Source organism: Paenibacillus faecis, assembly GCF_008084145.1.
Lineage (GTDB): Bacteria > Bacillota > Bacilli > Paenibacillales > Paenibacillaceae > Fontibacillus > Fontibacillus faecis.
The window spans coordinates 835,476-855,426 of sequence record NZ_VSDO01000004.1 but is presented as its reverse complement, the minus strand read 5'-3'; the positions used below and the strand labels follow the sequence as shown (position 1 = coordinate 855,426).

Genomic DNA, 19,951 nt, shown 5'->3' with positions numbered 1-19,951 from the left:
TATTCCCCCACTTCGTTATTTCTCCGCCGGCTCCGTTTGGCCAGGCAGCGTGACGGTCACGAGCGTTCCTCCCTCCGCCCGCGCCTCGTATCTCAGGCCGAATTCGGTCCCGAAATGCAGACGGAGCCGCTGATGAATGTTACGGATGCCGTACCCGACGGACGGGCTTGGACTTTCGTCGTTAAGCAGCTTGTCGATCGCCGGGAAATCCACCGTCTTATAACCGTTGTCCCCGATGGCGATTTCCACCCGACCCGCTCGCTCCCTGGCGCGGATGAGGATCTCTCCATCTTCGCCCATATTTTTGACGCCATGAATGATAGCGTTCTCAATTAACGGCTGGAGCGTAATTTTCGGTATAATGCACGCGTGCAGCGCCGCGGGAACGTCCCAGGTTACCTTGAAGCCGTACTCGTACCGGTGCTCCTGCAGCTTGATGTAGGCGGTGACGTGCTCCAGTTCCTCCCCCAGGGTAATCAGCTCTCTGCCCCGGCTCAGGCTGATTTTCATCAGTTTGGACAATTCCTTGATCATCTCCGCGGAGGCCGTGTTGCCTTCCAGCGTGCTTTTCCAATAGATACTTTCCAGCGTGTTGTAGAGCAAATGCGGGTTGATCTGCTGGTAGAGAATTTGCAGTTGAGCCTCTTTCTGTTTGATATCCATCTGGTATTTGTAATGCACCAGTCCGTTCAGTCGCCGCGCCATCTCGTAAATGGACGATACGAGCACGCTGATCTCGTCGTTGCGGCGCCATTTCGGGGTTTGCGGCACCACCTTGCCCGGTTCGTATCTTCTGACGAAATAGACCAATTTTTGCAGCGGCGTCATCAAAGCCCGCCAGAAATAAAGGATCATGATCAGCCCTACCGCAAAATAAACGACGGAAATGAGGAGAATAATCCGTTTGATTTCGTTTTGCTGCTGTAACAGCGCCTTGAGCGGAATTTTATAGATCAGCTTATGCTTGAACATGGCGTTATAGTTAATGACGTAAATAAAATCATCCGTAATAACGTCCTTGGCCCCAATCATGGAATCCCCCGCAGCCGTCCCCGCTTCCCGTGGCAGCTCCAGCACCCGGCCCGCTCCAGGAACGGTCGACGTCAGGATCCGGTTGTCCCAGTCCGTGAAGTAAAGCTCGCCTTCGGGGATGGAAACCGTCTGCAGCGACTCCCCGATGCGCGCGTCCACGTTCGTGACGACCAGCACGCCGATCGTGCCGCCCTTGGCGATATTGTTGATCGCCCGGATGTAAGCGAGCGTACGCTGGTTTTTCTGCCCTCGGTTCGGCGGCGACAAGTGCTCGATCAACCGCAAATAGCCGTTCCCTTTCTTGGCGACGGCTTCATCGAACCATTCCGGCTTCTCCCGCTCGTTGAAAAAATACCCTCCCGCCTTCCGGGACTCCGGATAATACGGCGCGAAGGAATACGAGTTCGTCGGGTCATACACGAAAAGCGAGTAATAAAGCGGCGCCTGCTGATTGCTCTCCGCGGAATAGCTGTTCAGCAAATTTTCCAGCCGCTCGTAATTTTTGACCCGTTCGAGCATGCTCTCGTCCTCGGCCGGATTTAACTGCTGCACCAACGGATGTTGGAATACGGTCGAAGTCACCTTGTTGATCGATTCGATATCCCGGCTGATCAGTTTAAAGTTTTGTTTGTTCAGTTCCATATAGGCGTCGGAAACATTTCGTTTTAAAATTTGGTCCGCCCGGTAGTTGCCATAGGAGTTCAAAATGAACAAAGGGACGACCAGCACCAGAAACACCAGGATCAGCTGCTGCTTTAAACCGATTTGTGTCAACGGATTTTTGAATCCGGAATTCACCTGCCATGCACCCCCGGTCACTTTAACTATAGCAAGACGGAAAACCCGTAAGTATGCGCGTTTCTACGGAAACTGTGGCGGTTCCTATGATTCGCGCGGCGCGGCGTTCAACAAGGATGCCTGGGACGGGCCGTTTCTCTTAGTGTAGGGCATTTCCGGCGTTTTGCCAGTATCAATTTGAATTGAAGCCAATATGAGGTGGAAGAAGGACGGTAACGCCATATTCCTGCAACCATAAGCACCCGTCAAATGGGTGGTTTGCTCTAAGGCTATAAGCCTTTATTACCAGCTTGCGTCTAAAGGCGCTAGCTTTCACTACGTTCAAGCTACTATGCCGTTGCCGCTTTTGCCTCCCCCTGAAGGGGCGCGATGATTACTAGCCCCCCTTCAGACAACCTTGATAATATAGAATTCCTGCATATGTACATGTTTTTTCTTGTTTAGGGCCAAAAATTTCAAAATTCCTGCAAATCTGCAGTAATTTTCGACGAAACCGGCTCGTTTCTCTAAAATCGCTGGAAATGCCTGCAGATTTGCATCTTTTTGGGGTTGGAAGCTTGGAAGCACTCTAGGCGCCTCTTTGTATGTGACATATCACTTCGATTAGCCATTAAGCCACCTTACCTTTCGTTATACGTAGTAGCTTGAACACTCCTATGATAACGAACCCAATCAGATGGTTTTTAGCTATAAGCATCACTACACCACCCGAATAGCAGGTGTTTTTTTGCTTCGCACGCTTCGCGCGCTCAACTGGCTAAAGCTCCAAATCAAAAAAAGGTTCCCCATCCGGAACTTCGGATCGGAGAACCTTTCGCTTACTTTTTCGCCGCCAGTTCATGCAAGCCGCTGACGACAAGGTCGGCGGCCGCCAGAATGTTCGGGTCGCCGATGCCGACGACGCGGCAGCCGGCGGCTTTACCGGCCTGCACGCCCGCCTCCGCGTCCTCGAACACGACGCACTCGGACGGCGGCAGACCCAGCGCGGCACTGGCGGCAAGAAACACCTCGGGATCCGGCTTCGCCTTGGATACCTTCGTGCCGTCGATGACCGCGTCGAACAGCTCCGCGATACCGAGCCGGGATAGAATGAACCCGGCGTTTTTGCTCGCCGAGCCCAGGGCGATCTTCACGCCCCGGCCGCGCAGTTGGAGCAGATAATCCCTGGCTCCGGGCAATATTTCCGACGGCTCCAGCTTCGAGATATACTCGACGTATTCCCGGTTTTTATCCGCGGCCATCTCCTCGCGTTCTTCCTCCGTCGCTATCGCGCCGCCTACCTCGAGCAGGATGCGCAGCGACTCCATCCGGCTGACGCCTTTCAGCCGTTCATTATCGGCTTCCGTAAACTCGAAGCCGAGCCGGCGCGCCAGCGAACGCCAGGCCAAATAGTGATATTTGGCCGTATCGACGATCACGCCGTCGAGATCGAAGATCGCCCCTTTCATCGTGTTTAGCATGATTCCATTCTCCCTTATGATGATATCGTCGACACATGAATTTCTTGGCCCGGCGCCACGGCAAACTCCCGTCCGCCCGCCTCAACCGGCAGCGGCTCCGGATTGCCCGCTTCCGCCGTAATCACGAGCGCTTCCCGCTCGACGCGAATCCGATACGCGCCTTGGCGGAGGCGGACCGGGAACTCTACGGCCCGCCAGGAGGAAGGCAGAGCCGGCTTCAGCGTCGCCTTGCCGCCATCGTACCGAAGCCCCGCGAAGCCCAACACGGCGGCCATCCAGGCCCCGCCGTTCGCCGCGGGATGCGTGCCGCCGATGTAAAGGTCGCCGACGTACTGCTTGGATTCCCCGGTCAAGTCGATCGTCGCCGTCCGCATGAAGTACGGATACGCCCAGTCCGGTACTCCGATGTCCGCCGCCACCAGCGCGTAAATGCACGAGCTCAAACTGGAGCCGTGTTCGGTGCGCGGTTCGTAGTACGCCCAGTTGGCTTTTTTGACGGCCGGGTCGAAGCAGTCCTTGAACAAATGCAGCATCAGCACCACGTCGGCCTGCTTCAATATTTGCGTCGTCGTCGCCAGGCCGTTCCCGCCCCCCAGGTATTCGTGCGGGTTCAACATTCTCGATTTCAGGTCCGCCAGGGAGACATCCTCCAGGGTGTAATACCCGTCGAACTGCTCGATCAGCCCGCTCTCGGCATCCGGCTCCGGCACATACAAACTGTCGTGCATCTCCCGGATTTGCTCCGGCCGGACGGAAGCGCCCGAGAGCAGCGCCTCATAACGGCTCGGATCGCGGTCTCTCAACAGATCGAGCGCATCAAGGGCGATGCGGAGGCACAATTTGACCATCCGGTTCGTGAACGCGTTGTTGTTCACCCGTTCATGGTATTCGTCGGGTCCGGTGACGTCGAGAATTTCGTACCGCTGCTTCCGCGGGTTGAAATAGCCGTACGTGTAAAAAAACACGGCGCACTCCCACACTACTTCCGCTCCCCCGTCCAACAGGAGGCTTTCGTCTCCGGTAAACTTGTAATACTGCCAGATGCCGTACGCCACATCCGCGCTGATATGCACCTGCTTATCGCGGAAGTAAGTACGCATCGGACGGCCGGTAAACACGTCGTTCACGTTGAACAGCGTGCAGGCGTCGTCGCCCGTCTCCTGGCTTTCCCAGGCGTAAAAAGCTCCGCCATAGCCGTACTCCGCCGCTTTGCGCCGCGCTCCGTCCAGCGTGTGTACCCGGTACATCATCAGATTCCGGGCCACCTCCGGCCGGGTGTGCAGGAAGAACGGGAGCATGAACATCTCCGTATCCCAGAACACCGCGCCTTTGTAGACCTGGCCGGATAATCCGCGGGCCGGGATCGACACTTTCTCCGAGCGGTCCGGCGCGATGATATGCAGCTGGTACATGCTGTAGCGCAGCGCCAACTGCGCTTCCTCATCGCCTTCGACCACGATGTCCGTCGCGTCCCATATGCGCTCCCACCGCTCGGCATGCTCGCGCAGCAGCCGGTCGTAACCCAGTCCCCGCGCTTCCCGGCTGGACGCGATTGCCGCCAAACGGGGATCGCCCGCCTCCTCCCCCGTCTTGTCCAGACCGGTGAACACGGAGACGTATTTCGTCCAGGCATAGGTGGTCCCGGCTCGACAGTTCAAACGCAGTGTACGCCGGATCGCGGTCTCCCCGCGGAGAAGCTGCCGCTCTTGCTGCTTCCCGAACCCGTCATCCACCGCCTCCGCCACGGAAACCGGCACGTTCCGTTCATGCGTCCATCCGGTGAGCGTCAGCACGTCCCCGGATTCATCCTTGTCGCTCCCGGTTTCCAGCCGCTCCAGATGCGGTCCGTTGATATCCCACACGTCGCCGTCGATGCCCGTGACGATCGTAAGTATGCCGTCCCGGCTGCTCTCCACGGAAATCCGGTTGACGATCAAATGCGGCCGGGCCGCGCTGCAAAACCGCTCCGAGGTGACCGTCACCTGCGCTTCGTCCGCCGTGCGGTACGTTGTCCGCCGCCGGTGGACCGCATGGCGGAGATCCAGCGACTGCTCGTGCTCGAGCGGTTCCGGAGCGGGGCCGACATGCTCACCCGCCCCGCCGCTCAGCACGTCGAAAGGCGCCCCGTCCCAACGCAGCGCCATCGCCAGCCCGTTCGGCGCGTTCACCGGCTCACGCCATTTGTGTCCGACCCTGTCGTACAGCCCGGCAACGATCGTAGCGGTTAATTCCTCTTTGCCGAACTCCTCCAGCGTTCCTCGATACCCCAAAACCCCGTTGCCGATCATAAATTTGTTGCCGTTCGCCGTTATCCTGCCCGGGTCGAACCCGCGTTCTTTCACGACCCAGCTCATCGCACTGCCGCCTTCCGCAGCGGCACCCGGATACCCGTCTCATCAACGCGGCAAATCTCCCCGTAGACCGTCATCTCCACTTCACCGCCGGAAGCCGCCCGGATGGACACCTGCTCCTGATCCACCTCGACGAACACCTTTGCCCCCTGGTACGTGATCGGGAACCGGTAACCGGTCCAGCGCTCCGGGATGCTCGGGCTTAAAGAGAGCCGATCCCCGTCGGAGCGCATCCCCCCGAACCCGTAAACGATGTTCATCCAGGCCGCGGCGATCGAGGTCGTGTGCAGCCCCTCCCGCGTGTTGCGGTTATAGTTGTCCAAATCGAGGCGGGTGGCGAATTCAAAAAACTTGTAAGCCTCCTCCGAACGCCCGATTTCCGCCGCCAGAATCGAATGGATCGACGGTGACAAGGACGACTCGTGAATGCAGCGGGGCTCGTAGTAATCGTAGTTCATCCGCTTTTCCTCCGCCGTAAACTCGCCGCTGTACAGGAACATAAACATCAGCACGTCCGGCTGCTTGATCATGTCATAGCGGTAAAGCCGGTCGTACGACCAATGCGAATACAGCGGAAACTCCGTGACCGGAATGGACTGGATATCAAGATGCGGCAGATCGAAAAAGCCGTCATGTTCCTCGTAAACTCCCGTCCGGTCATCCCGCGGAATTTTCATATGCTTGGCCTTCTTCCTCCAATCGTCCTGCTCTTCCTCCGTCAGGCCAAGCCGGACCGCCAGTTCGCCGTAAGCCGCCGGAGACTCGCTTTGCAGCTCATCCAACACCTCCAGCGTGTATTCGAACAGTTTTTTGGCCATGAAATTGATGTAGCAGTTGTTGTTGACCATCAGTTGGAACTCATCCGGGCCCATGACGCCGAAGTAACCGAATTGCCCAGTCTTTTGTCCCCACTGCCCCCGCGTAGCGTAAAAGCGGCTGATTTGAATCAGCATTTCCGCGCCTTTTTCGTACAAAAACGCTTTGTCTCCGGTCATGCTCACATAATGGCGCAGCCCGTACGCCACCGCCGTGCCGACATGAAGCTGCAAATTGGAATGCTGCCACAGGTCGCAGCTCTCGGTTCCGTCGATCGTGGCGATCGGATAAAACGCCCCTTCGCAGTCCAGCTCTTTCGCCCGTTTCAGCGCCTCGGGAAGCGTTTTGTAGCGGAATTCCAGCAGGCTTTTCGCCGCTTTCGGATTGTTGAAAATATAGAACGGCAGGCAGTACGATTCTGTATCCCAAAAAGCCAGTCCCCGGTAAGCCTCCCCTGTCAAACCTTTCGCGCCGATGTTGAAGCCGGGATTATCCCCGTGGTAGGTCTGATACAGCTGAAAAATACAGAAGCGGATGCCCTGCTGATTTTCCGGATCCCCTTCGATCACGATATCCGAATCCGCCCAGACTCCGGCCCAATACGCCCGCTGCTCCGCGGCCGCCGCATCATAACCGTCCCGCGTGTACCGCTTGGCGTGTTCCATCCCCGTTCGCCAAACCGCATCGGCCGTAGCGGAACCGTCCTTTTGGGCGACGTTGACGACGAGTTTGTCCAGCACCGTCCGAGCGCCTTGCGTAAGCTTCAGCACCAGATCCCGGCCGATAAACCGGTCACTCTGGACCGGCTTGTTCTCCAGCGCGTCCGGTGCCTCAATGCGGAATGCGGAGAACAGGCGGTTGCCGGTGGTTGCCGTTTGGCCCAGCATGGCCACGATTCCGCTTTCTTCCCCTTCCTTTATCGCCTCCCAGTAGCCGCGCTCCCGGTCTTCATGAATGACGGCGAAATCCAAGCCCGTCCGCACGTTGACCGTACCGGAAAAGTTCAGCGGCTCAAACGTGATCCGCTGGCAACCGAGATAGCTCACCTTCATGCTGACCAGACGCTCAAAAGAGAGCTTCAGGTCTTTTCCCCCGGCCAGATGCCAGACGAACTCCCGGATATAGATCCCGGTGCGGAAATCCAGCTCGCGACGAAACCCGCTAAATCGGCTCTCCGCCAGATCCAGCGGCTCCCCGTCCAGCTCAATCCGCGTATGCAGCCAATCCACCGCGTTGACCATAAACCGCAGCGATTTGATGATCCCTTTGTAATGGGCCGTGACGGGGCTTTCTTCAAAAAGCCCGTTAAAATAGCTGCCGAGCAGCGAATCACCGCTATAGCCCTCCTCCGGATAACCCCTAACCCCCATATATTCGTTTCCCAGTGAAAAAATAGATTCGGACACCCGGTTTCGTCCCCGGTCAAAACCTTCCTCCACCACCTTCCATGGATCGATGTGCAAATATCTGTCCGCGATTTTCGGCATGCTCCGTCCTCTCCTTCTGCATAGTAAAGCCGCTTACCCATTCAGCTTAGCGGAACGGCAGAGTTTGCCGAATGTCCATGTCTAATGAGCTTATGTGCGATTTTACGAAGTTGAAGGGGAACCTCCTGTTTAATAGGAATCTTACACTTAATAGACAATACCTATAACTGCGATTCGATTTATATATTTCCGCAATTGAGCCGCGTGTCGCATAATAAACTCAACACGAATTTTAAGGAGGGGGACATCATGAGCGGACAGCAAGTTTGGCAGCCGGGGATATATGATGACAAGTTGGGTTTTGTCTCGGCGTACGGGAAGGGCGTCGTCGAGCTGTTGAATCCCCGCAAGGGGGAGCGCATCCTTGACCTGGGCTGCGGGACCGGGGATCTGACACAACAAATCGCCGACGCCGGAGCCGACGTAACCGGCATGGATTTATCGGTGCCGATGATCGCCCAGGCGCGGCAGAAATATCCCGGCCTCGACTTCCGGGTCGGAAACGCCGAGCGTTTCCGGCTCCCCGAGCCGATGGATGCCGTATTCTCCAATGCGGCCCTGCATTGGATGAAGAATGCGCCAGCGGTAGCCGATTCCGTTTGGCAGGCGCTCAAGCCCGGCGGCCGCTTCGTCGCCGAATTGGGCGGCAAAGGCAATGTTCAGGTGATTGTCGAATGCCTGAGCGAGGTACTGCGAACCGATTACGGCTTGGATGCCGGCACGCTGAATCCCTGGTACTTCCCCAGTCTCGGCGAATACAGCGCCTTACTGGAGGAGGCCGGCTTCCGCGTTACTTTTGCGGCGCATTTTGACCGGCCCACCCGGCTCGGCGACAGCCGCGAAGGCTTGTTTCATTGGCTGGACGGATTTGCGGCCGGCCCTTTCTTGTCCGGCTTCGGGGATGCCGAGAAGGGGATCGTTTATCATAAAATCGCCGATTTGGCGGAGGAACGGCTCTATCGTGACGGCTCCTGGCACGCGGATTATGTGCGGCTCCGGATAGCAGCCGTCAAGCCACCGGGATTATAAGTTAATAAATACCGTCTTCAGTTTTGCGCTGTATTGGATATCCAGTCCGATCCCGGAAACGAGCACGGCCAACGGAGCATAAACCTTTTGCTCGCTTCCCGCCTGGTGCAGAAAGGCCGGAGACGCCGTGGCGACGCGGGCCCCGTTCGCGATGATTTCCTTCGCGCCGATCGGGATGCCGACCGTTCGCCCCTCATAGGTGACTGTCGCGGTTCGCGTTTTGGCATTCCAGCGCGATTGGCCGCCGATGGCATCCGTAATATCTTTCAAAGCGACGAAAGTTTGTCCGTTGTTCACCACGGGCGGATATGGCGTCAACAGTTCTTGTCCCTTAATCACGATAGATATTTCCCTTTTGCCGGTTTGGGAGGAGCTCTTCCGGTATTCTCCCCAGATACTCTCCGCCATCACTTTGGCTATCGTTTCGTAACCGGCCTGAGTCGGATGGACATCTTCCTTGTAAATATGGGTGAGGAACAGTTCCTTCCCGGCAAAAGCTTTAGCCACATGGGCCGCTTTTATATTTATGCCCGCAGCGGTAAACCGGGCCACCAGTTCGTCCACCTGCGAGGTGAACGTGCCGGCAACCTTTTGCAGTTCCCGGTAAAGGGCCGCCCCGGCCAGTTTCGGGACCGGCTGATACTGGTCGGCCAAAATGATTTGGGCCCGCGGATTCATCTCCGCCAAAAGCGTTACGGCCTTCTCCATATTCGCCCCATATTCCGCCAATACGGCGGCCGCTTCGGCCTTCAGCTCCGCTTCCGTCATATCCCCGGCTTTGTCCATCAGCGCCAGGATATCATTGCCGCCGATCGTTATGGTAATGATGTCCGCCTGCTCCACCCGGGCTTTCGTCTCGGCGATGTTCGAGAACAGGGCAGACGCCCGCGGATCCGGCAAACCCTGCTGGATTTGGTCGGCCGAAACCGCCTGCCCTTTCTGGATCGCCGTCAAATAATTCAGCAATCCGCTTGTCGTCAGGCCGAGAATCCCATAGTTGACCGCTTCCGCACGACCGTGATACAGCGCTTGTTCCCTCAGGCGTTCCACATATCCGTAAGGCTCCGAATCTTCCGTCATGCCCGGTTCATAACCGGCCGTGATCGAATCGCCGAGCGCGACGATAAGCCGTTGTTGTTTGGCTTCGGAAACCGCCTGCCTCAGTATCGGTCCTTCACCCGCTCCGTCTACCGGCGCCGCCGCCAGAGCGGAAGTTCCGCATCCGCCGAACAGCACCGCGGCCGCAAGCGTAGCGGCAAGCAGCCTGTGTCTTCCTTTTTTTGAATCCGTATAACTCTTCATTGCATGGTTCCTCTTTCCCCATTGATTCCAATCGTTTTGTTGCAAACAAACGTATTCAGTAGCGGAGGGGACCCCCTCCCCGTTAAAAATACCCAAAGCCGGCCGCCGAAATAGCGGTCCAAAAGGGCGGTCTTATTTCCTTCTCCAGGGTTCAGCAATCAAGTTTTGGGCTCTCTTTTTCTTAAAATAAGACCTTAAAACACTGCTAATTCCACTAGCGTTGCATTAAAACTGATATGATGCTGCCTGTCCGCACTCTCTCTTGCCGCCCGTCATAATAGCGGCGTTTTGGGCCGCTATTTCGCCCAGATTCGCTTTTTCGGGAAGAATAGCGGTCAAAAGGGGCCCTATTTCTCTGGTGCGAGCTCAAAAATCCGGTTTTTGCCCGACTTTCTCTAAAATAAGGCCCCAAATGACCTCTATTTCACCTCGAAGGGCCAAATTCGACAAAATAACGCCTCAAAAAGCCCTTATCCACCCGCCCGGCTTCTAAGGGAGACGGTTACGGCCATTAGACCCTTCGAATTAATGCAACGCGAGTGCTTAAAAGCCCCTTATTCACCTGCCCTACCTCCAAACGGAGTTGGCCGCTGACAAATTTGCTCGAGTTGAATGCAACGCGAGTGGGTTATTTCACACTGATAAGCCGAATTCGACGATATCGCGCCCCAAAAGGCCGTTATTCACCTGCCCAGCTGTCCCAAAGGGAACGGGGCTCAAAGAAAACACCCCGAAACAAGTCGGGGCGTTCCTTTGGTAAACTTAGCGCCGGGGCCGAAACGTTACTTCTCCGTCTGCTCTTTCCCCGTCTGCGCTGCTCTCTTCATGTAATCGTCATACCGCCCGTCGACTTCCTTGGCCATACTCCGGTACTTTCGGGTTTCCTCCACAATCGGGTCTAAATTCGTCTGGATGCGAATCTCGTATCTGGGCGACAACCTTCTCCGCTCTTCCCTTTTGCGTTCTTCCTCGCTCCCGATTTCTTGTTCCGTCAGCATCTCGCTAAGCTCTCTTTCCAGTTCTTTGTTATCGCTCATCAGATGACACTCCTTCCGGAAAATAGAGTATAGAGTATGGGAACCGGGTTCCTGCTACAATCCCGTTGCCCCCGCAGCCGAAACGACATCAAGCAGCTGCTGCTGAATTTTACCGTTGCTGGCGATCAGATTGCGGACTCCAATGTCATAAGGGTTGCCCGCGGTATCCGTCACTATTCCTCCCGACTCGGTGACGAGCAGCGCGCCGGCCGCCGTATCCCAGGCGTTGAGGTTTACCTCGTAATAGCCGCTCAGCCGGCCGGCCGCGACATAGGCCAGGTGCAGGGCGGCCGATCCTCCGGCCCGCAGGCTCCGTGCCCGGTCGGCCAGCGCCGTGATCCCCTTCAGATTGATGGGGGCGGCCACTTCGCGGTCCGGATTGAAGCCGATCGCGATGACGCTGTCGGCCAGGAGCGCCTCCTTCGAGACTCGTGTGGGATTGCCGTGCATATAAGCGCCCTTGCCTTTTTCGGCCACAAACATTTCGTCCCGCATCGGGTCGTATATGACCCCGATAATGACCTCACCCTTGTATGCCAATGCGATGGATACGCAAAAAAACGGGAATCCCTGCACGAAATTGGTCGTTCCGTCCACAGGGTCGATAATCCATAAGTACTCGGATTTCTTCGCTGCCGTTACAGCGGCAGCCGAAGCCTCCGCTCCGGGGGCCACGCCTTCTTCCCCCAGAATGTCATGGTCCGGAAAATGGGTCAGGATCAGCTTGCGGATCATCGTTTCCGCGCCCTTGTCCACATCGGTGACCAAATCCTGCGGCGAATATTTCGTGCTCAGATCCTTCACCGAACCGACACGGCTTTTGATCCATTCCCCCGCTTTCGCGGCGCTATTGATCGCCACCGCCATCGGACTTTTGCTGCCTACAACATAAGGAATACTAGGTTTCGATTCCAATGGTTTCACACTACTTTCTTCAATAATCTATAAGACCGGTGCAACGACTCTATAAATCTTCTAAAATTTCCCTTTTTAAAAATATACGCCGGTAGGGTTGCAAAGTTGCGCCTTTTTCCGACCTTCCGCCATAAAAGGGCCATGTCCGAAGTGTCTTCCATTATATAAAAAGTCCGCCCCGGCAAGGCTGGCCTCAGCCGCCCGGGAACGAACTTCTTGTCATTTTAAAGTCTCGGTTAAGCCCCTACGATATTATACCCGCCATCCACGTAAATCACTTCACCGGTTATACCGCGGGACAAGTGGCTGAGCAGGAACATCGCGGTATCCCCGACTTCCGCGGCGTCCGTCGTCTTGCGGAGCGGCGCCTTCTCTTCCACCTGTTTCAAAATAGAGTTGAAATCGCTGATGCCTTTTGCCGCCAGCGTACGGATCGGACCGGCGGAAATGGCGTTTACCCGGATGTTCCGGGGGCCCAGGTCGTTGGCCAAATAGCGGACGGAGGACTCCAATGCCGCCTTCGCGACGCCCATGACATTATAATTGCGCATCACGCGCTCCGAGCCCATATAGGTCATCGTCATAACGCTTCCGCCTTCGGTCATAAGCGGAGACAGCCGCTTCGACACGGCGACCAGGGAATAGACGCTGATATCGTTGGCGAGGGCAAACCCTTCGCGCGAAGTGTCCTGAAACTCGCCCGCCAAATCCTCCGCTTTGGCGAACGCGATGCTGTGAACCAGCCCGTGCAGTACCCCGAATTCCGTACGCAGCGTGTCGGCCAGTTTATCGATATCCTCGTCGGCCGTCACGTTGCAGGGCAGGATCAGCGAATTCGGTATGCTTTCCGCCAGCTTGCGCACCCGTCCTTCCACGCGTTCGCTCTCATATGTAAAGGCGAGGCGAGCCCCCTGCTCCGCCAGGCTCTGGGCGATCGCCCAGGCAATGCTGCGGTCATTGGCCACGCCCATGACGACGATATTTTTTCCCGCCAACAATTCTCCCATGAATAAAAGACCTCCTCATCAAAATACGTCCGGCTTCTTTGTGTCCAACTTACCTTATTTGCCCAACATTTTCAAGGCCGTAAGCTAAAGACTTACGGCCTGATTCGTACGCTGGCTCCATTCAGAATTTCCACCCCGTCGCCTTCATGGCGGGCCAGCTCCTCCATTAGAGCGAACAAAGCCCCGTCCTTGAGCTTCGCTTCAAGCATGACGTCGACGCGGTCCGTGCCGCTCGCGATCTTGCGCAGAAAATCCAGCAGCGGCCCGACAGCCACATGATCCGCGTGTCCCCGCGGATCGCTCACACTCTTGGGGCTGGAGGCGTGGATCTTCGGGGGCAGCGGATCGTCCTCGGGTGAGCCCGCCTGCGCGTAAGAACTTGTCCAAGTCCGCTTGATTCGAGGCCACAGCTCCGCCGGATCCTCCCCCTCGTTGTTCACCCACTGGTGGTGGATATCCAGAACCATCGGCAGTCCCAGCGCTTCCGCTATGGCCAGCGTCTCCGGGGCGTTGAAGGTTTTGTCGTCGTTTTCGAGCGTCAACCTTTCCTTCATTCGATCCGGCAGGGCCGCCGCGTTCTCCTTGAACCGCTCTCCCGCGGACAACTTGTCCCCGTAAGCGCCCCCGACGTGAATGTTGTTCTTGGCCCGCCCGTCCAGGCCCATCGCTTCCAGCATGCCGACATGGTACGCCATATCGCGAAGCGAGCTAGCCAGCACTTCCGGCCGAGGGGTGCTGAACACCGTGAAATGATCGGGATGGAAAGAGACGCGGATGCCGTGCTTTTTTACAAACTCCCCCACCTCGGCGAAGGATTGCTCCAATGCCGGAAAGGGATCCCAATCCGCAAGCGCCTCATGCGTCGCCAACGGAATGAGCTTGGAGGAAAAACGGTACACCATGATATCGTGGGCCACGTTATGACGCAACAGCCGCAGCGTGTTGTGCAGATTTTCCGCAGCAATCGACTCGAGCTTGCGAACGGCGGCCTCACGGTCCAGCAGGTTGCTAAACGTTTTGAACGTCATCGTCTTGGAGGGAGAAGCATTCGCTACGACCGTGGACATCGCGACATAACCGAACCGTACGATCACCGCGATTCGGCTTCCCCGAAGAACATTTCGTAAGCCAGCGCCGTCTGGACGGCGGACTCCTCTTCCGTCAGCGGTCTGATGAGCTGCAGCTCCACCGAAGTGACTTCTTCCCCGTTGAAATTGATCTCGGCCACACAGGCCGTTATCTTAACGATCGCCACCGCCTTGTTGGCGGGAGTGTAGGCGATCACCTTTTGCCCGGTGGGAAATACGCGCAAACCTTGCTTTAGCATTTTGCCGCGGCCGTACTCCAGCAGTTCGTATAGCTCCTGCTCGCTCTTAAACTTGCACACCGAGTTGAATTCCGTTTGAAAACCCATCGTCTATTCATCCTTTCGCTTTGGGAGTCTGACGTGGTGATTTAGTTTGTCGCCTATACGACCCCGTTCTCGAAGTCGAGGTTCTGCCGCATCTCGTACCGTTCCAGCGCGAGTCCGATCAAGCGGTCAAGCAGCGCTTCGTAGGAGACCCCGGTTTCGCGCCAAAGCAGCGGATACATGCTGAACGGGGTAAATCCGGGCATCGTATTCACTTCATTGACCAACAGACGGTTGCCGGATTTCGTCAGGAAAAAATCCGCCCGGCACAGTCCGTTTCCGGCGATCGCCTTGAACGCTTTGACGGCGAGGTCGCGGACGCGTTCCGCGATCTCCGTATCCAATGGAGCGGGAATCAGCATCTGCGATTTGCCGTCGAGATACTTCGCCTGGTAATCGTAGTATTCACCGGAGGAGACGATTTCTCCCGGTACGGAAGCGATCGGCTCGTCATTGCCCAGTACGCCGACCTCCACCTCGCGGGCGTCCACGAACTCTTCGACAATAACCTTGACGTCGTAACGGAAGGCATTCGCAACGGCCCCCAGCAGTTCTTCCCGCGTTCTTGCCTTGGAAATCCCGACGCTGGAACCGAGATTTGCCGGTTTGACAAAGCAAGGGTACCCCAGCTTCTCTTCCATGCCCTGGAGGAGGACATGACTGCTGCGTTCCCATTCGGCAGCGGTGAAGTAACAGTACTTACACTGCTCGAGCCCCGCCTCGGCGAACAGCTTCTTCATGATGACTTTGTCCATCCCCGCCGCCGAAGCGAGCACGCCGGCTCCAACATAAGGAAGGTTCGCCATCTCGAACAATCCCTGGATCGTACCGTCTTCCCCGTTGGTTCCGTGCAGCAGCGGAAAAGCGACGTCGATCGCCGGCTTCCCCTCGGCCAGCCCGCTAAACAATAAATTGATCGCTTCCGCCGTACCCCCGGCGGCCCGCTCCAGCTTCAGCTCTTCGAGCGCGGCAAAAGGAGCGTCCAGCTTGCCGCCGACTCTCCACTCGCCCCGCTTCGTAATATAAAAAGGAAGCAATTCGTATTTCGCGTAATCAAACGCTTTGGAAACCGCGAACGCCGTTTGCAGCGAAACTTCATGCTCCCCCGATTTTCCGCCGTAAATCAGCCCTACGGTCAATTTTTCCTGTCCCATGTGCAACCTCTTTTCAAATATGGTAAGGGTCGTTTACCTCACCCCTTAGTATGGTCAGAACCTGTCGGCAATATGGAAAAAACGATAAACGGTATTCTCGGTCCAGGCGTAGGAATCCCGATAATCCCAATACCTGTGCTTGCTTGGCACGGTGTGGGCGTTCACCAGCGGCATTCCCCCCGCGTCAAAGGCGGTGACGATAGTGCTGTGCTGATAAGCTCCGTCGCCGTCCCAATCGTAAATGATCACGTCGCCAAGCTGGAGCTGCTCCGGCCTGCTTACGAGCTCCGCCCGAAGTCCGGCGTCGCTGTGCGTCAAATAACGTTCCAGGGCATTGGCCACCGACCAGCTGTAGCTCCAGGCCTCCCGGCCCCCGAGATATCCCTTGTACCACCAGCCCGATTCTCTTTTTCCAGTATAGTTTATCGGGGCTCCCCCTGCAAAGAGGCACTGGGAGATGTAATTGGTGCAATCGACTTCGAACGCGGCAAATTCGGGGTTAAAACCGTCCCACCAGCGATCCGCATACAAAACTGCGTCCTCGCGCCGATAGGGATTGCTCCGAAGCCCTCCGCCGCCAAGGATGTCCCGGTTCAAAAAAGGCCTCGGCGAACGGCCCGCCTCCCCCTGCTGCCGGTAGTTCCTCCCCTCTTCCGCACCGGGTAAAACCGGAGGCGCGCTCCTTTCGGGTACGGGTTGAAAGACCCGCGTAACGCTCCAGCTCTCCCCTTCCCGCTGCAAGGTTAGCCGCTGTTTGACGATCCGTTCCTCCTGATGGCGGGCGCCGCCTTTTTCGTAATCCATTTTACGGGCCAGGAGCAGCTCGACTTCCATCTCCCCCTCACGGCGCTCGATTTCGCGAAGCAGCCGGGCCCGGGTTTCGCACCGGAGCGGCACGGCGCCGCGAGCCCGGTACCATTCGTCCAATTTTCGCTTCTGCTCCCCGCGGCGGAGCAAATAATCCAGGTCCGTAATCAAGGTGTGATCCGCCCGCATCCGGTAATCCACCTCATCCTGGTTGCTTTGATTCACATAAAGGGACAATGTTTTTTTCCAATCCTCCGCCATGGTCCGGTCTCCTCCTCGGATCTATTGCTATCAAAATACAGACTCCCTTGTCCTGCTTCCATTTCCCTGCGGATTTCCCACTACGGAAAGTATATGACCCCCGGGGGCCGAGTATGTGCTGAAAGCCTATACACGCGCACCGCTGCGCCAAATCGGCAGCTTGAATGGGAACAAAAAGTTCTTTACTCGTCGGCAGGAGGACGGTATACTTAATGTAGTGAGTTTTTGAAATTGTGTTTCATCTAGTGAAACAAGGAGGTCCAACCATGCCAAAGAATGATTTTTTCTCCAGCAGCCGGACGCTTGAAGTCGGCGGCAAGAGCTACCGCTATTATGACCTGCAAGCGTTGGAGCAGCAAGGACTCGGAAAGATCGGCAAACTGCCGTTTTCCATTAAAGTGCTGCTTGAGGCTGCCGTCCGTCAGTTTGACGGAAGAGCCATCACGGAAGAACATGTTAAGCAAATCGCCGGCTGGAGCGAAGGCCGAGATGAGAATAAGGAGATTCCGTTCATTCCCGCGCGTATCGTCCTGCAGGACTTCACGGGGGTTCCGGTCGTCGTCGATCTTGCCGCCATGCGCGACACCGTGAAGAAAGCCGGCGGGGATCCGAAACAGATCAACCCGCTCGTTCCCGTAGACCTGGTCATCGACCACTCGGTGATGGTCGACGCTTTCGGTACGCCGGAAGCGCTGGAATACAATATGAACGTTGAATTCGAACGCAATGAGGAACGCTACCGGTTTTTGCGCTGGGCGCAAACCGCGTTCAACAACTTCCGCGCCGTTCCGCCGGCAACCGGGATCGTACACCAGGTTAACCTGGAGTATCTCGCTTCCGTTGCCGCAACCAAGACGGTCGACGGTGAAACGGTCGTCTTCCCGGACTCTCTCGTCGGAACGGATTCCCATACGACGATGATCAACGGCCTCGGCGTCGTCGGCTGGGGGGTCGGCGGTATCGAAGCCGAAGCGGGCATGCTGGGACAGCCGCTGTATTTCGTTACGCCGGAAGTTATCGGCTTCAAGCTGACCGGCAGCCTGACGGAAGGCGCTACGGCGACCGACCTCGCCCTTACCGTTACACAAATGCTGCGCAAGAAGGGCGTTGTCGGCAAGTTCGTCGAATTCTACGGGCCGGGGCTGGCCAACATCAGCCTGGCGGACCGCGCAACGGTAGCCAACATGGCCCCGGAATACGGCGCGACGATCGGTTATTTCCCCGTCGATCAGGAAACGCTGGCTTACCTGCGCAGCACGGGCCGCTCCGAGGAACAAATCGCGCTGGTTGAAGCTTATTACAAAGCGCAGGGCATGTTCCGCACGAGCGAAACCGAAGATCCGGAATTCAGCGATCTCATCGAGCTGGATCTGGCCTCCGTCGTACCAAGCTTGGCTGGACCGAAGCGGCCGCAGGACCGGATTGAGCTGACCGAGATGAAGGACAGCTTCAACAGCATCATCCGGACGCCGGTGGACAAGGGCGGATACGGACTGAGCGACGAGAAGATCGAGCAGAAAGTGCCCGTGAAGCATCCGAACGGCGAGACCAGCGTGCTGTCGACGGGCGCCGTTGTTATTGCGGCGATTACGAGCTGTACGAACACCTCGAACCCGAGCGTTATGCTGGGAGCCGGCCTGCTGGCGAAAAAAGCCGTGGAACGCGGTCTCAAGAAGCCGGGCTACGTCAAGAGCAGCTTGACGCCGGGCTCCCTGGTCGTTACCGAATACCTGGCGAAAGCCGGGCTCATCGAGCCGCTGGAAGCGCTCGGGTTCCACGTCGCCGGCTACGGCTGCGCCACCTGTATCGGCAACTCGGGTCCGCTGCCGGACGAAGTCAGCGCGGCCATCGCCGAAAACGATATGACCGTGGCGGCCGTCCTGTCCGGGAACCGCAACTTTGAAGGCCGCGTTCATGCGCAGGTCAAAGCGAACTATCTCGCTTCGCCGCCGCTCGTTGTGGCCTACGCCCTGGCCGGTACGGTCAATATCGACCTGCAAAACGATCCGCTGGGCTATGACCAGAACGATCAGCCGGTATATCTGAAGGACATCTGGCCTTCTTCCGCGGAAATCAAGGAAGCGATCGGCCTGTCCGTCAGCCCGGAAATGTTCCGCGCCAAATACGAGAACGTATTTACGCAGAACGAGCGCTGGAACGCCATTCCGGTACCGGAAGGCGAACTGTACGAATGGGACGGGAAATCAACGTACATTCAGAATCCGCCATTCTTTGAGAAGCTCGGAGACGGCCTGCAGGATATCGCCGATATCCGCAGCGCTCGCGTGCTGGCCTTGCTCGGCGATTCCGTCACGACGGACCATATCTCGCCGGCAGGCAACATCTCGCCGACCAGTCCGGCCGGCATCTACCTGAGCGACCGCGGCGTCGCCCGCAAGGACTTCAACTCCTACGGCTCGCGCCGGGGGAACCATGAAGTCATGATGCGCGGCACGTTCGCCAACATCCGGATCCGCAACCAGGTGGCTCCGGGAACGGAAGGCGGCGTGACGAAGCATCTGCCGACGGACAGCGTTATGTCCATCTACGACGCTTCGATGAACTATCAAGCCGACGGACAGAACCTGGTCGTAATCGCCGGCAAAGAATACGGCACCGGCAGCTCCCGCGACTGGGCGGCCAAAGGCACCTATCTGCTCGGCGTCAAAGCCGTCATCGCCGAAAGCTTCGAGCGGATTCACCGCAGCAACCTGGTCGGCATGGGCGTTCTGCCGCTGCAGTTCCAGGAAGGCCACGGCTGGAAGACCCTCGGTATCGACGGAACCGAAGTGTTCGATATCGTCGGCCTCAGCAATGAAGTGAAGCCGGGGCAGCAGCTCACCGTCATCGCTACGCGCCAGGACGGCACGCAGTTCGAGTTCCCGGTCACCGCGCGTCTGGATAGCATGGTCGACGTGGACTACTACCATAACGGCGGCATTCTGCAAACCGTATTGCGCCAGATGATTCAAGGGAATAACTAAGCCGCGGTTCTGCGGTTCGCACCGCCCCTGAATTCTCTTTGTAACCTGAAAAGGCTGCCCTAAGGGCAGCCTTTTCTTTTACTTTAAAGAGCCTATGTGT

14 protein-coding genes are annotated in these 19,951 nt (G+C 57.1%); 2 read left to right on the top strand and 12 right to left on the bottom strand.

From position 1 onward, the window contains the following. Positions 1-15 precede the first annotated feature (15 nt). From FRY98_RS21580 to FRY98_RS21565, 4 genes are all read right to left on the bottom strand, one after another. Complete coding sequence (locus FRY98_RS21580) at positions 16-1,830, bottom strand: sensor histidine kinase (RefSeq protein WP_148455808.1); 1,815 nt, start codon at positions 1,828-1,830, stop codon at positions 16-18. A gap of 818 nt (positions 1,831-2,648) precedes the next feature. Then, on the bottom strand, positions 2,649-3,290 hold the full coding sequence (gene pgmB, locus FRY98_RS21575) for a beta-phosphoglucomutase (protein WP_148455806.1): 642 nt from the start codon (positions 3,288-3,290) through the stop codon (positions 2,649-2,651). 14 nt (positions 3,291-3,304) lie between these two features. Then, positions 3,305-5,644, bottom strand: coding sequence for a glycoside hydrolase family 65 protein (locus FRY98_RS21570; protein ID WP_148455804.1), 2,340 nt, complete (start codon positions 5,642-5,644; stop codon positions 3,305-3,307). Continuing rightward, positions 5,641-7,944, bottom strand: a complete 2,304-nt coding sequence (locus tag FRY98_RS21565; RefSeq protein WP_148455802.1) for a glycoside hydrolase family 65 protein — start codon at positions 7,942-7,944, stop codon at positions 5,641-5,643. The genes FRY98_RS21570 and FRY98_RS21565 overlap by 4 nt, the downstream gene beginning before the upstream one ends. 249 nt (positions 7,945-8,193) lie before the next feature. On the opposite strand from FRY98_RS21565, the gene FRY98_RS21560 reads away from it, so the two are divergent. Next, on the top strand, positions 8,194-8,973 hold the full coding sequence (locus FRY98_RS21560) for a class I SAM-dependent methyltransferase (protein ID WP_148455800.1): 780 nt from the start codon (positions 8,194-8,196) through the stop codon (positions 8,971-8,973). Here the strand turns inward: FRY98_RS21560 and FRY98_RS21555 are convergent. The 8 genes from FRY98_RS21555 to FRY98_RS21520 form a co-directional block, all read right to left on the bottom strand. Continuing rightward, positions 8,968-10,275 carry an SGNH/GDSL hydrolase family protein gene (locus FRY98_RS21555; RefSeq protein WP_148455799.1) on the bottom strand — a complete coding sequence of 436 codons (1,308 nt, stop codon included), beginning with the start codon at positions 10,273-10,275 and terminating at the stop codon, positions 8,968-8,970. The genes FRY98_RS21560 and FRY98_RS21555 overlap by 6 nt on opposite strands. A 782-nt stretch (positions 10,276-11,057) precedes the next feature. Next, complete coding sequence (locus FRY98_RS21550) at positions 11,058-11,312, bottom strand: hypothetical protein (protein WP_148455798.1); 255 nt, start codon at positions 11,310-11,312, stop codon at positions 11,058-11,060. A gap of 54 nt (positions 11,313-11,366) precedes the next feature. Then, positions 11,367-12,227, bottom strand: a complete 861-nt coding sequence (locus FRY98_RS21545) for an inositol monophosphatase family protein (protein WP_412067031.1) — start codon at positions 12,225-12,227, stop codon at positions 11,367-11,369. A 236-nt stretch (positions 12,228-12,463) separates the two neighbouring features. Next, positions 12,464-13,234 carry an enoyl-ACP reductase FabI gene (gene fabI, locus FRY98_RS21540; RefSeq protein ID WP_148455797.1) on the bottom strand — a complete coding sequence of 257 codons (771 nt, stop codon included), beginning with the start codon at positions 13,232-13,234 and terminating at the stop codon, positions 12,464-12,466. Between the two features lie 92 nt (positions 13,235-13,326). Beyond that, positions 13,327-14,328, bottom strand: a complete 1,002-nt coding sequence (gene uvsE / locus FRY98_RS21535; protein ID WP_148455796.1) for a UV DNA damage repair endonuclease UvsE — start codon at positions 14,326-14,328, stop codon at positions 13,327-13,329. After that, complete coding sequence (locus tag FRY98_RS21530; RefSeq protein ID WP_148455795.1) at positions 14,325-14,648, bottom strand: hypothetical protein; 324 nt, start codon at positions 14,646-14,648, stop codon at positions 14,325-14,327. The genes uvsE and FRY98_RS21530 overlap by 4 nt, the downstream gene beginning before the upstream one ends. Positions 14,649-14,701: 53 nt before the next feature. After that, a complete protein-coding gene (locus FRY98_RS21525; RefSeq protein ID WP_148455794.1) occupies positions 14,702-15,799 on the bottom strand; it encodes a D-alanine--D-alanine ligase in 1,098 nt (365 codons plus the stop codon). Between the two features lie 54 nt (positions 15,800-15,853). Further along, positions 15,854-16,867, bottom strand: coding sequence for an amidase domain-containing protein (locus tag FRY98_RS21520; protein ID WP_148455793.1), 1,014 nt, complete (start codon positions 16,865-16,867; stop codon positions 15,854-15,856). Positions 16,868-17,133: 266 nt separating this feature from the next. On the opposite strand from FRY98_RS21520, the gene acnA reads away from it, so the two are divergent. Next, positions 17,134-19,851 (top strand): aconitate hydratase AcnA, encoded by a 2,718-nt coding sequence (gene acnA / locus FRY98_RS21515; protein ID WP_148455792.1) that lies wholly within the window; start codon positions 17,134-17,136, stop codon positions 19,849-19,851. The last annotated feature ends 100 nt before the right edge of the window (positions 19,852-19,951 follow it).

Bases quoted from the DNA above. Each gene is read 5' to 3' on its own strand.
- FRY98_RS21565 (WP_148455802.1), bottom strand. From the start codon at position 7,944: ATGCCGAAAATCGCGGACAGATATTTGCACATCGATCCATGGAAGGTG.
- FRY98_RS21520 (WP_148455793.1), bottom strand. From the start codon at position 16,867: ATGGCGGAGGATTGGAAAAAAACATTGTCCCTTTATGTGAATCAAAGC.
- fabI (WP_148455797.1), bottom strand. From the start codon at position 13,234: ATGGGAGAATTGTTGGCGGGAAAAAATATCGTCGTCATGGGCGTGGCC.
- FRY98_RS21570 (WP_148455804.1), bottom strand. From the start codon at position 5,644: ATGAGCTGGGTCGTGAAAGAACGCGGGTTCGACCCGGGCAGGATAACG.
- pgmB (WP_148455806.1), bottom strand. From the start codon at position 3,290: ATGCTAAACACGATGAAAGGGGCGATCTTCGATCTCGACGGCGTGATC.
- FRY98_RS21550 (WP_148455798.1), bottom strand. From the start codon at position 11,312: ATGAGCGATAACAAAGAACTGGAAAGAGAGCTTAGCGAGATGCTGACG.
- FRY98_RS21530 (WP_148455795.1), bottom strand. From the start codon at position 14,648: ATGGGTTTTCAAACGGAATTCAACTCGGTGTGCAAGTTTAAGAGCGAG.
- FRY98_RS21525 (WP_148455794.1), bottom strand. From the start codon at position 15,799: ATGGGACAGGAAAAATTGACCGTAGGGCTGATTTACGGCGGAAAATCG.
- FRY98_RS21555 (WP_148455799.1), bottom strand. From the start codon at position 10,275: ATGAAGAGTTATACGGATTCAAAAAAAGGAAGACACAGGCTGCTTGCC.
- acnA (WP_148455792.1), top strand. From the start codon at position 17,134: ATGCCAAAGAATGATTTTTTCTCCAGCAGCCGGACGCTTGAAGTCGGC.
- FRY98_RS21560 (WP_148455800.1), top strand. From the start codon at position 8,194: ATGAGCGGACAGCAAGTTTGGCAGCCGGGGATATATGATGACAAGTTG.